11 protein-coding genes are annotated in these 11,310 nt (G+C 67.4%); 4 read left to right on the top strand and 7 right to left on the bottom strand.

Going from position 1 to position 11,310, the window contains the following annotated elements:
- Positions 1-96 precede the first annotated feature (96 nt).
- The 6 genes from ASE83_RS17965 to ASE83_RS17940 form a co-directional block, all read right to left on the bottom strand.
- Complete coding sequence (locus ASE83_RS17965) at positions 97-858, bottom strand: TIGR02186 family protein (protein WP_055784931.1); 762 nt, start codon at positions 856-858, stop codon at positions 97-99.
- Positions 855-1,769, bottom strand: a complete 915-nt coding sequence (locus ASE83_RS17960) for a sulfite exporter TauE/SafE family protein (RefSeq protein WP_055784928.1) — start codon at positions 1,767-1,769, stop codon at positions 855-857. Before ASE83_RS17960 ends, ASE83_RS17965 begins: the two co-directional genes overlap by 4 nt.
- Before the next feature lie 46 nt (positions 1,770-1,815).
- Positions 1,816-2,844, bottom strand: a complete 1,029-nt coding sequence (locus ASE83_RS17955) for a hypothetical protein (RefSeq protein WP_055784926.1) — start codon at positions 2,842-2,844, stop codon at positions 1,816-1,818.
- Entirely contained in the window at positions 2,841-4,232 is a 1,392-nt protein-coding gene (locus ASE83_RS17950; protein ID WP_055784923.1) for a glycosyl transferase family protein, read from the bottom strand. The genes ASE83_RS17955 and ASE83_RS17950 overlap by 4 nt, the downstream gene beginning before the upstream one ends.
- A gap of 222 nt (positions 4,233-4,454) precedes the next feature.
- Positions 4,455-4,964 carry an RcnB family protein gene (locus ASE83_RS17945; protein WP_055784921.1) on the bottom strand — a complete coding sequence of 170 codons (510 nt, stop codon included), beginning with the start codon at positions 4,962-4,964 and terminating at the stop codon, positions 4,455-4,457.
- 121 nt (positions 4,965-5,085) lie between these two features.
- On the bottom strand, positions 5,086-5,559 hold the full coding sequence (locus ASE83_RS17940) for an outer membrane protein assembly factor BamE (RefSeq protein WP_055784976.1): 474 nt from the start codon (positions 5,557-5,559) through the stop codon (positions 5,086-5,088).
- A 121-nt stretch (positions 5,560-5,680) separates the two neighbouring features.
- Between ASE83_RS17940 and ASE83_RS17935 the strand changes: the two genes are divergently transcribed.
- Together ASE83_RS17935 and ASE83_RS17930 are read left to right on the top strand one after the other, a co-directional pair.
- Positions 5,681-6,190: a ubiquinol-cytochrome C chaperone family protein gene (locus tag ASE83_RS17935; RefSeq protein WP_055784918.1), complete on the top strand. Its 510-nt coding sequence runs from the start codon at positions 5,681-5,683 to the stop codon at positions 6,188-6,190.
- A complete protein-coding gene (locus ASE83_RS17930) occupies positions 6,187-6,705 on the top strand; it encodes a YceD family protein (RefSeq protein WP_055784916.1) in 519 nt (172 codons plus the stop codon). Before ASE83_RS17935 ends, ASE83_RS17930 begins: the two co-directional genes overlap by 4 nt.
- Positions 6,706-6,843: 138 nt before the next feature.
- On the opposite strand, the gene ASE83_RS17925 is transcribed toward ASE83_RS17930, so the two are convergent.
- Positions 6,844-7,473, bottom strand: coding sequence for a TetR/AcrR family transcriptional regulator (locus ASE83_RS17925; RefSeq protein WP_055784914.1), 630 nt, complete (start codon positions 7,471-7,473; stop codon positions 6,844-6,846).
- Positions 7,474-7,625: 152 nt separating this feature from the next.
- On the opposite strand from ASE83_RS17925, the gene ASE83_RS17920 reads away from it, so the two are divergent.
- Positions 7,626-9,827: a TonB-dependent receptor gene (locus tag ASE83_RS17920; protein ID WP_235515999.1), complete on the top strand. Its 2,202-nt coding sequence runs from the start codon at positions 7,626-7,628 to the stop codon at positions 9,825-9,827.
- Between the two features lie 204 nt (positions 9,828-10,031).
- Positions 10,032-11,258, top strand: a complete 1,227-nt coding sequence (locus ASE83_RS17915) for a spinster family MFS transporter (protein ID WP_235513082.1) — start codon at positions 10,032-10,034, stop codon at positions 11,256-11,258.
- Positions 11,259-11,310: the final 52 nt, after the last annotated feature.

Genomic DNA, 11,310 nt, shown 5'->3' with positions numbered 1-11,310 from the left:
CGCCATCGCCACTCGCTACGACCAGCTAGCCACCAGCTTTCTGGGCATGGTCCACCTCGCCACCGCAAGATACTGGCTCAAATTTGTCCACGCTGCCTAGAACCGTCGCCACAACGCGCCGGCGGCCCAACCGAAACCGACCGACAACAGCACCGCCGCCAGCCCGTACAGCAAAGAAGCCTGGTTCGCGGCGATCGCCACGAAGCGTTCGAACCCCGACTTGCGGATCTCGATCTCGCGTACCGCTGCCGCCAGCACCCGGCCGTCGCGGATCAGGAAGGTTTCGGCGGTGAACTTCCCCACCGGCACGCGCGCAGGGATAGAGATCGACGCACGGTACAGTACGTCGTCGGTGATCTCGACCGCGCCCGGCGTCTCCCGATACAGCCCTGCCCGCGCGCGCAGGTCGACGAACCCCTTGGCGAACCGTGCCTGATCCTCGGCGGATGTACCGGCGGCGGGCGACAATTGCAGGCTGTCCAGACCCAGTTCGTAGATCGCCCGCGTCCGTTCGTCGACGATCCGCTCGATCGGGCGGGCGGAGGCGATGGCGTAGAAGGACGGGGCGGAGCGATAGCGCATCCGATCGGCATTGACCCAGATGCCGGCCACCTTCTCCTTTTCCCGCACCACGATCGATTCGGGCGGGCCTTTCACCACCACGACGATTTCCGCCGGTCGGTCGCCCTGCGGCACGCGCCCGCCGGGATAGAGGATCGCGCCGAACAGCAGCAATTCGGCCCCGGTAAAGGAATAGGCGATCTGGACGTCGCGCGTCGATACATCGGGCACCAGCACCGGTGCCGCCGCCCCCATCGTCAGCGGGGCCAGCAACGCCAGGGCCAGCGCACGCCTCACGCCGGTTGCACCGTATAGATGTCGTCGGGCCGCCACCCCAACCCCAGCGCCATGCGGAACGCCACCGCCAGCACGATGATGGCGAGTGCGAGGCGCAGATATTCGGGCTTGGCCTTTTGCGCGAACCGGGCGCCGATCTGCGCCCCCGTCACCGATCCGATCAACAACAGCACTGCCAGCACGATGTCGACCGCCTTGGTCGTCAGCGCATGGACCATCGTCGCCGCCGCCGTCACGAACAGGATCTGGAACAGCGACGTGCCGACTACCACCCGCGTCCCCATGCCCAGCAGGTACAGCATCGCCGGCACCAGGATGAACCCGCCCCCGACCCCCAGCAGCACGGTCAACATCCCCGTTGCGAACCCCAGCAGCAACGGCGCCAGCGGCGAGATATACAGCCCCGACGCATAGAAACGCCACCGCAGGGGCAGCGCCGCGACCAGCGGATGATGCCGCCGCCGCGCCGGCCGGGGCGGGATCGCGCCGCGCAGCACCCGCACCGCGCCGATCGCTTCCTTCAGCATCAGTCCACCGATCGATCCCAGCATCACGACATAGAGGATGGCGATGACGGTATCGATCTGCCCGCTCGCCTGCAGCAGGCGGAACACCCCTGCCCCGGCGACTGACCCCAGCACGCCGCCGGCGACCAGCACCCATCCCATGCGGAAATCGACGCCATCGCGGCGCAGATGCGCGAACACGCCCGACACGCTGGCCCCGGTCACCTGGCTGGCGGCGGAGGCGGCGGCGACGGTCGGCGGAATGCCGTAGAAGATGAGCAACGGCGTCGTCAGGAACCCGCCGCCGACGCCGAACATCCCCGACAGGAACCCCACCCCGCCGCCCAGCAGCACGATGACCAGCGCATTGACCGACAGGTTGGCGATGGGGAGGTAGAGGTCCATGGGCCTCCCGGTTACCGCGTTCGCGGGCGGCGTGCCACCCGGCGCGTCAAAAGTCGCTGCCGATGGTCAGCGCGGGTCCCGATCCGGGTGCGGCGGTGCCCCCGATCCGCTGCCGCCAGTCGAGTGACAGCCGCACCGTACCGCGCCCGACCGGCAGGGCCGCCACCGCCGAGGGACCGATGTCCAGCCGTGCGCCCTCCCGCTGCGCCCCGCCCCAGCCGCCGATCCCCAGCCGGATCGCGCTGCGCCCGATGGTCGCGACCGGGTGCAGCAGCCGCGCGGCACCATCGGCATAGGGTTCGATCCCGTCGCGCGCGACCGCCCCCGCCTGACCATAGGCTTCGACCGCGAGATGGCCGGGCAACCCCCGATCGATTCCCGCGATCAGGCCCATGCCGGTGCCGCTCCGCCCCCGGTTGAGCGCGACACGCCGTTCGACCACCATCGCCACCGGCGCGGGCAGCGGTCGCCATTCGACGCCCAGTGCTGCCTCCCGCCCCTGCCCGACCAGTGGTGTCGCGATCCGGCCGGCGACCGCCGCGCGCCCGTCGGGCGTTACCGGCATCCGCACGCGGATCCCCGCCTGTCCGCCGCCCAGTTGCACCGGCCCGCCGCTCGCCGCGCCCGGCCGGGCCAATGCCCATAGGCTGACCGTCATGCGCGGGCCGGTCTCGGGTGGCACCGGTGGCGACAGGATCGGTGCGGCGGCCCGCTCGACCGGCTCGGCCGAGGTGAAACCGACCAGCGCCAGCAACGCCAGCTGCACCCGACCGGGATCGGGCGCGACGGGGGTAGTTTCGATCCGTAGGCCGCTGGCGATCGTCGGCATATGCTCCAATGCAAGGACCGGTCGTCCCGCGATCCGCCGTTCGCGCGGCTGCGATACGGTCGCCGTGTCACGCCCCGACGGCGTGACCGGTTTCGCGATTTGGTCGCCCTGCCCGCTTGGCAGCACGATCCGAACCCAATGTTCGGGCGGTAAGCCCTCGGGCCATAGCAACGCGACCCGCATACCGACCCAGCCGACCGTGACCAGCGCCAGGAAGCGCAACGGGCGTCCGCGTGCCGGCGTCATGCGCCCGGCAGTCCGGCGATGTCGGGAAAGTGATGCGCGGTCTTGTCCCAACGCACCGGGCGTCCGCGCAGCGTGGCGGCATAGCGCATCACCGCCCGCCGCGCGGCCAGCAGCGCGACCAGATTGCCGACCAGCATTCGCGGGATCGATCGCCACGCCTCGCCCCGGCCATAGGCATGGCGCACCAATGCCCAGCGCATCGCGGTCCGCCACACCAGGAGGCACAGGTTGATCGCCAGCACCAGTTGCAGGGCCGGGTCGACCGGTGTGGCGCTGCTCCCGCGCAGCCCATGCAGCATCCCGCTCAGCCCCCACGCGGTCAGCGCGATATAGGCGATCGCCAGTACGGGGATCGCCAGAATCGCCCGCCGGTCGCGCATCCGCATCCAGTGTTCGTGCAGGCCGCCGCCCGCCTGCCATCCGATCCGGTCCCATCCGGACAGGGCGATACCGGTCATCCACCGCGCCTTTTGCCGGACGGCGGCGTCCAGCCGCGCGGGGAAATAGGCACGCACCGCGACCGGCGGCCCGCCCGGCACCTCGCGCACCCGGACGAACAGTCCCCGCCCGCCCAGCGCGCGGACGGTCAGTCCCAGTTCGTAATCTTCGGTCAGGCTGGTTTCATCGAACGGCAATCCGCCGCGCCGATCGGCGATGCGTGCCAGCATGTCCGCCGAAATGGCGCAGCCGACCCCGGCCAGCGGCAATTCGGCGCCCAGAGCGCCGCGCACCGGCAATTGCCGGCCATGCGCCTCGGCAAATTCGTCGATATAATGGCCCGATACCCAGCGCGATGCCGGATCGGTCAGCGGCAGGACGGGAAGCTGTACCGTGTCGGCGTTACCCAGCAGGTGATCGTACACCCGCAATTCGCCCGGATGCACCACATCCTCGGCATCGTGCAGCACCATCGCGGTGAACGGTCGCCCCTCCGCCGCGCCATCGGCGACGACCGCGCGCCACAATGCGTTCAGGCAATCAGCCTTGGTCGTCGGTCCGGGAGCGGGCGTCAGCGTCAATCGCACTCGATCATCCTCAGTCGCGACCGCGACGATCGCGGCGATGGTCGCGCGGTCGTTGGGATAGGCGCCGACATACAGGCGCCAGTCGGGATGATCGAACCGCGCCAGCGTCGCGCGCAACATTGCGCCGATCACCGCCGATTCGTCCCATGCCGGCACCAGCACTGCGATTCGCCCCGTGCAGCGGTCATAGGGGAAATCGTCGAGCGTCAGGTCGGGTGCATCCCGCCACCACCGGCGGATTGCACGGAGTACAAACGCGCCATCGACCGCCAGATCGTCCAGCCCGCCGATCAGGAACCCGACTCCGGCGAACAACATGGTTTCACGCGCGATCGCGTCGATCCACGCGATGACCCCATCCATGCCCTTCCCCCGAAGCTGCCCCGGTGCGATCTAAGCCGGGGCGGGGGTGTCCGACAAGTCGTACGCACCTGCAGCATCGCGGTCATCTTTAATTTTTATGCGACGCGATTGAACCGTCGGGGGACCGGGACGTTCGCAAAAACGGTCCTTAATCCCCCTTTCGGGACTGGTGCTCGCGCACCGGCCGCGCCGAGCGTATCGACGGCGCGGCCGAACCGCGACTTACCAATAGAAGTTGCGGATCACGTCGATCACCCGCCCGCGGCGGTAATCGACCAGCACGACATCGTTATAATGCCGCACCCAGCGCTGGTTCACGCGTGCCGGCGGCAGGCGATAGCGGCCGGTATCGGCGATCCAGTAGCGCTGCGCGTAATAGGGGCGACCGATCGCCAGTCCGGGGCGAAACGTCTGATACCGGAACGGCGCGTTCCAGTTGCCGCGCGCGTAAACGTTCCGATGGCCCTCGCGATAGGTACGCCAGTCGTTGCGGCCCCACGCGCGATCGCGCAGATCCTCCCGATATTCCCGCCGCGCGCGGTTCAGGTCGCGGCGTTCGTCACGAATGTCGCGGGGGCTGCCATAGCGTTGCGCCTGACGATATTCGTGCCGCTCTTCGCGAATATCCTGTAGGTCGCGACGCAGTTCATGGCGTGACTGGGCCATGGCCGGCGTCGCAACGGCGGGAAGGGCGACGGTCGCCGCCAGCGCGGCCAGAATGATCTTTCGCATCGGGATTGCTCCTGTCCTCGTGATGAGGATGGAATGCCCGAGTCGCGCTGAACGCGCCGCGAATGGAGTTGTCAGCGTTCTGAAAGGGTCCGGGGCGGCATCGGCCCCGGAATATCCAGCCTTAGCGGTTCTGCGCCGGCCCGCCGGTGCCGGGAGCGCCGACCGTACCGATATTGCCGAACAGATCGCGGAAGAAGTTCGATTCGCGGCCCAGCGTCGGGGTCTTCTTGTCCCACGGGCTGATGCCGACCACTTGGTCAACGCCGGTACGGTCGATCTTGGTAACGTTGCCCGCCTGGTCGAACGTGACCTTCAGCGTCGTCTGATCGACGGCACGCGGGCGGTTGAACGCCAGATTGCGGCTGTCGCGCGAGAGGTAGAACCATTCGCGGTCGGAAAACTGGCCGACGAAGGTGGGCGTGCCCAGCGTCTGCAACACCGACTGGCGGGTATCGACGCCCGGCTGCACCGCGTTGACCAGATCGGGATCGATGACATAGCCCTGATGGCTGCGCAGCTTCGTGCAGCCTCCCAGGCCCGCCGCGGCACAGGCGATCATCAGCGCCACTGCGCCACGGGTGGGGAACCGAACCATAAAATCTCCGTCCAGCGAACGCGCGACCGGGCACGCGAGATTGCATCGCGCAGCCATGCGTTCAATATGACGGACCCGCGTTATCCACAAGCGCGCCCTTCACCGTCCCGTCCGGAGAGTCATGCGTCTATCCCGTCTGTTCCGTCGCGAGCCGCCGCCGCGCATTGCCGCCAAGCTGTATGACGCGGTGGTCGCGCGTGGGCGGATGCCGCACTGGTATCTGGCCGGGGGCGTACCCGACACGCTCGACGGGCGGTTCGACATGATCGCCGCCGTCCTGTCGATGGTGATGCTACGGCTGGAGGGCGAGGGGGCAGGGGCCGCGCCTGCCGCCAGCCTTGCCGAATGTTTCGTCGATGACATGGATGGCCAGCTCCGCCAGATCGGCTTTGGCGACATGGTCGTCGGCAAGCATATCGGGCGGATGATGGCGGCATTGGGTGGCCGGCTGGGCGCCTATCGCGACGGGCTGGCGGACGGTACATTCGATGCCGCGCTGGTCCGTAACCTGTATCGCGGCGTGGAGCCTGACGCAGCCGCCCTCACCCATGTCGCGACCGAATTGCGATCCTTCCGCGCCGCGCTGGACGGCGTGGCCATCGACGATCTTCTTGCCGGAACCCTGCCATGACGCCCGAATTGCACCGCCCCGTCCGCATCGACCAGATCGGGGAGGGCGCGTTGCATCAGCGAATCGAGGCTGATGGCGACGAACGCCGACTGCTGATGGGCCGTTTCGGCTTGCTCGCGCTCGATATGCTGATCGCCGACTATACCCTGCAACGCGACGCCTCCGGCATCGTCGCCACCGGGCGTGTCCGGGCCGACGTCGCGCAACCTTGCGTCGCCAGCGGCGAGCCGGTGCCCGAGTCGGTCGACGAACCCTTCACCCTGCGCTTCCTTCCCGAAGGCAGCGTGGAGGACGGCGAGTTCGAACTGGACGACGAAGCGATGGACACGATGTTCTACGCCGGATCGTCGATCGATCTCGGCGAAGCGGCGGCGGAAACGCTGGCGCTCGCGCTCGATCCCTATCCGCGCAGTCCCCATGCCGAGGAAGCACTGCGCGCGGCGGGCGTGCTGAAGGAGGAGGAGGCGAAACCGTTGTCGGCGCTGGGTGGGCTGGCAGACCTGCTGAAGAAATAGGTTCTTCCGCCAGATACGTCGCCCCAGCGCAGGCCGGGGCATCAAGCGGCTCCTGCAATGCGTCATTGCAGGAAGATCCCGCCCTTCGGTGGGATGACGTCCGGGGCGGTCCGGTCAACCGCTAAGCCCCTCTCGCCCCTATTCTCGCTCTGCCTCCTCGCGCGACCCGATCCCCCGCGCCAGCAGCGCCGCGACGGTATCCGCCACCGCCTCCGGCGTGCGATCCTCGTCCCACACGCCATAGCGCAGGCCCAGGAACACGTTCATCCCCATGATTGCCCAAGCGTGGATTTCCGCCTGGGCATCGTCCGGCCCGGTGCGGATGCGCGCGGCGATGCGTTCGGCCGTGGTCGAATAATGCCGCCGGAAACTGGCGGGATCGACGAACTCCGCCTCGTCGATGATGCGATAGATTTCCTTGTGGCTGCGTACGAAGCGGATGAATTCCAGCAACCCGGCATGTTCCGCCGCGATGCGGCCGTCCGCCTCGCGTATCGCCGGGCCGACGAAATCGCGCACCTGCGCAGACATATCGGCGACGAGCGCCCGGAACACCGCGTCCTTCGAATCGAAATAGGTATAGAAGCTGCCCAGCGCCACGCCCGCGCGTCGCGTGATTCCGCTGATCGACCCTTCGTGAAATCCCTTTTCCCCGAATTCGGCGGCAGCGGCGTCGAGGATGGCACGCTGCGTCCGGCGACCGCGTTCGGTGCGCGGCACCTTGTCCATCGGCGTAGGGTCGCCGGGACCGGCAGCGTCGGTCGCCATGATTTTTCTCCTCTCCCCGCCGGGCATAAGTTGAAACCCGGTTCAGCTTTCAGTATAGCGAAGCGCAACGGCGTACAACCCGGCCAAAGGGTGGCGTTCAAATCAGGGAGAGGTCGATGCGTCGCACATTCGGAATCCGTTCCAGCTTGCTTGTGGGGGCAGCACTCGTCGCATCGCCCGCGCTCGCACAAACCACGGAAACCCCGCCCGCCGCCCCCGCCGAAGCGGCGTCGGTGGTCGAGGATCAAGGCAATGGCGACATCGTCGTCACTGCGCGGCGCCGCGCCGAAAGCGTCATCGACGTGCCGATCGCCATGTCGGTCGTGACCGGTGACCAACTGACCCGCACCGGTGCGGTCGACATCACCGCGCTGCAGGACAAGACCCCGAACCTGACGCTGCAGATCGCGCGCGGGTCGAACTCGACGCTGATCGCCTTCAGCCGCGGCGTCGGGCAGCAGGACCCGCTCTGGGGCTTCGAACCCGGTGTCGGCCTCTATCTCGACGACGTCTATGTCGCCCGGCCGCAGGGCGCGGTGCTCGACATCTTCGACGTCGAACGGGTCGAGGTGCTGCGCGGGCCGCAGGGTACGCTGTACGGCCGCAACACCATCGGCGGCGCGATCAAATATGTGACGAAGCGGCTAGGCAACGATTATGCCGCCACCGCCCGCGCCTCCTATGGCTCGTACAACCAGTTCGATCTGGTCGGGCAGGTGACGGTGCCGATCGGCGATACCTTCGCGATCGGCGGCGCGATCGCCCGCTACAAGCGCGATGGCTACGGCACCAACCTGACCACCGGTGCCGACCAGTATGACAAGGACGTGCTGGCGGCGCGCGTGTCGGCCGAGTGGACCCCGACCGATGCGATTTTCGTCCGCGTCGCCGGCGACCGCACGCTCGACCGGTCGAACCCGCGCCACGGCACCCGCCTGACCGGGAACGGCACCGATGCACGCTATGCCCCGACCGGCAATGTCTACGATACCCGCGCCGGGATCGGCGACCGCAACCGGGTGGTGGCGCAGGGCCTGTCGCTGACCGGCGAGTTCCAGCTGTCCGACCTGCTGACTTTCAAATCGATCAGCGCGTACCGCGAAGGCGCCACCAACACCGTCATCGATTTCGACAATACCGCGCTGCCGACGCTCGACGTGCCGGCGGAATATGACGACTGGCAGTTCACGCAGGAATTGCAGCTATTGTTGCAGGGCGACCGGGTGCAGGGCGTCGTCGGTCTCTATTATCTGAACGCCGATGCGTCGGGCGCGTTCGATACGGTGTTGGGCGGGCTGAACCTGACCACGCTGACGTCGGGACAGGTGAAGACCAAGAGCTACGCCGCGTTCGGCGATGTCAGCTTCGACGTGACCGATCGGCTGAAGCTGTCGGCCGGCCTGCGCTATACCAAGGATGACAAGACCGGAACCGTCTTTCGCCGCAACTATACCGGCATCCGCTCGCCCCGCTTCGGCAATGCCAATGCGGTGCCCGGTTTGATCCGCACCGACTACACCAACGACCGCAGCTTTGACCAGTTCACCCCGCGCGTGTCGATCAGCTATGAGCCGCGCGAGGACCTGAACCTCTATGCGTCGTGGGGCCGGGGGTTCAAGTCGGGCGGGTTCGACATGCGCGGCGACGCGGTGTTCACGCCGACCACCGTCAATGGCTATGATCCCGAAAAGATCACCAGCTACGAAGTCGGCATGAAGGGCGCGTTCCTCGACCGCACGCTGTTCCTGAACATGGCCGGCTATTATTCGCGCTACACCGACCAGCAGGTCACGATCCAGGTGCCCAACGTCGCTGGCGGCATCGCCAGTTTCGTCGACAATGCCGGCAAGGCCGACATCTACGGACTGGAGATCGAGGGCCGCATGGTCCCGTCGCGCAATTTCTCGGCGCAGCTGTCGTTCGGCTACACCAATGCCGACTACAAACAATTCCTGACCTTCATCAATGGCGGGACCACGCCGGTCGACGTCGCGAACCAACGCGTGTTCCAGAATACGCCCGAATTCACCGCCGCCGCGTCGTTCACCGCCTCGACCGACTTTGCCGGCGGTTCGCTGTCGGTGACGCCCGAGGTCACGCTGCGCAGCGACTATTCGCTGTTCGAAATCCCGACGCCCGCGCTCGATCAGGACGGCTATGCGCTGGTCAATGCCTCAGCCAACTGGATTTCGGGCGACGGCCGCTACCGTCTCGGCATGGGGCTGCGCAACCTGACCGACCAGCGGTATCGGGTGGGGGGCTATAATTTCCCCGGCGCGCTCTTCGGCAATTCGATCATCGGCTATTACGGCCCGCCGCGCACGGCGACCGCGACGTTCGAGGTAAAGTTCTAAATCCTCCCCGGTACGGAGCGCCGGGTCGGATCGTCCCCCGGACGATCCTTGACCATACAGGGCATGGTCAACCCGGTGCTGGGGACCAGCGAAGCTGGTGGAGGGGGGTGTGCCCAATCGCAACCGTGGTGGAGGTGGCGACCCCTCTCCACCATGCTACGCATGGTCCCCCTCCCCGTGCCGGGGAGGAGCATGAGGGTCCCAATGAAAAACCCCCGCATCACCCTCGCCATGTTGCTGCTGGTCTACAGCTTCAACTTCCTCGACCGGCAGATCCTGTCTATCCTCGCGCAGCCGGTGCAGCGCGACCTCGGTCTCGACGATTCGCAGATGGGGATGCTGGGCGGCCTCGCCTTCGCCGCGCTCTATTCGACACTGGCGATCCCGCTGGCGCTGATCGCCGACCGCACCAGCCGCACCTGGGTCATTACCCTCAGCCTTGCCGTCTGGAGCGCGTTCACCGCGCTGTGCGGCACGGCACAGAACTTCACGCAGATGTTCCTGTTCCGCCTCGGCGTCGGCGTGGGGGAGGCGGGCGGCGTCGCCCCGTCCTATGCGCTGATCGCCGACACCTTTCCGCCCGAACGCCGCGCGCGGGCGCTGGCCATCTATTCGCTCGGCATCCCGCTGGGCGCGGCGGGCGGCGTGCTGCTCGGCGGCTATATCGCGCAGGCGGTGGAGTGGCGTACCGCCTTCTACACCGTCGGATTGGCGGGCCTCGTCATCGCTCCCTTCTTCCGGTTGTTGGTAAAGGACCCGCCGCGCCCCGCCGCATCCGCCGATCGCATCCCCGTCGGCCGCGTGTTCGGCATTCTCGCCGCCAAGCCCAGCTTCTGGCTGCTGGCATTCGGCGCGGCCGCCGGATCGATGTGCGGCTATGGCGTGGCGTTCTGGCTGCCCAGCCTGATGATGCGCAGCTTCGGCCTCGACCTGATCCAGACCGGGCAGTTCTTCGGCGCGCTGCTGCTGACCGGTGGGGTGGCGGGCATCCTGCTCGGCGGATCGCTCGGCGACCGGCTCGGCGCGCGCGACAAGCGCTGGTACGCGCTGCTCCCCGCGCTGTGCTATGTGCTCGGCACGCCGCTGTTCATCGCGGGCGTGCTGTCGGGCGGCTGGGTCGCCGCCTTCGCGCTGTTCCTGCTGCCGCAGGCGCTGGTCTATGTGTGGCTCGGCCCGGTGCTGACAGCCGTCCAGCATCTTGTCCCCGCCCATATGCGCGCCACGGCCTCGGCCTGTTTCCTGCTCATCAACAACCTGATCGGGCTGGGGCTGGGTAGCTGGGTCGTCGGCGAATTGTCGAAGGGGCTGGTGCCGACCTATGGCAGCGAGTCTCTGCGCTACGCGATCGCGGCGGCCTTGTGCCTGTATCTGGTGGCCGGTGCGTTGATGGCGCTCGCGAGCCGCCGGCTGGAGCGCGACTGGGTGGCGTGATTTGGTTCACGCGTAGGCGCGAAGAAGGAAAGAGGTTCGCGCAGAGACGCCG

The sequence above is a fragment of the Sphingomonas sp. Leaf32 genome, assembly GCF_001421765.1.
Taxonomy (GTDB): Bacteria; Pseudomonadota; Alphaproteobacteria; order Sphingomonadales; family Sphingomonadaceae; genus Sphingomonas.
Note: the sequence above shows the minus strand (reverse complement) of the source record. Positions and strands in the feature narration are given on the sequence as shown.